This is a genomic window from Cryobacterium sp. PH31-L1 (assembly GCF_030063145.1).
Taxonomy (GTDB): Bacteria; Actinomycetota; Actinomycetes; order Actinomycetales; family Microbacteriaceae; genus Cryobacterium.
In genome coordinates this window covers 1-585 of the sequence record NZ_JASISM010000028.1, presented here as the reverse complement: position 1 = coordinate 585, position 585 = coordinate 1, and the positions used below count along the sequence as shown (strand labels likewise).

The 585-nt window shown below is 70.1% G+C and carries 1 protein-coding gene; it reads left to right on the top strand.

All coding sequences use genetic code 11. The annotated features are described in order from the left end of the window. Window positions 1-240 precede the first annotated feature (240 nt). Window positions 241-585: hypothetical protein (locus QMF22_RS17320; RefSeq protein WP_283455890.1), on the top strand; the 345-nt coding region annotated here is incomplete at its 3' end.

Below are 585 nucleotides of genomic sequence, written 5' to 3'. Positions count from 1 at the left end.
GTCCGGGCGGGCACGGCGCATTCACATCATCGAAAGCAGGCATTGCCCCACGGAGACGACCCGCCACTCTCCCCCGGCACGGTATATCACGGAGAGACCCATCTCTAGCTCACTACCGCCAACAAAGTCGACAGGTCCCTGAAACAGCACGGGGTAAAAAACACGGTGAAGGTGCCGCGGCTGCGCGCATCGGTGCGCGCCCCGGAGGGGTGCCACAGCGGGCGCCGGGCGGGCGAGTCGATGGGCACCGGACTGGAGGCCGCCAAAGCGCGCGCCGACAAGCTCGGCGACGCCCTCACGACCGCCCGCGACAAGGAAGCCGACGCCGCCGGACGCGTCCGCGTCGCCGAGCAGCTCCTTGCCGAAGTCCGCGCCACCGGCAACGCCAAGGCCTCCCAGATCGCCGCCGCCGAGGAACGCCGAGAGACCGCGAAACGCGGCCTGTCGACCGCATCCGAGCGGGCTGCAGCCGCACAGAAACGGTTCGAGCGGGCGCAAGCCGACTCGGCAGACGCAACCGATTCGGTGTCGCTGTCGCTCGGGCGGGCCGAGGATTCCGTGGGCGGTTTCGGGTCGTCGCTGGGC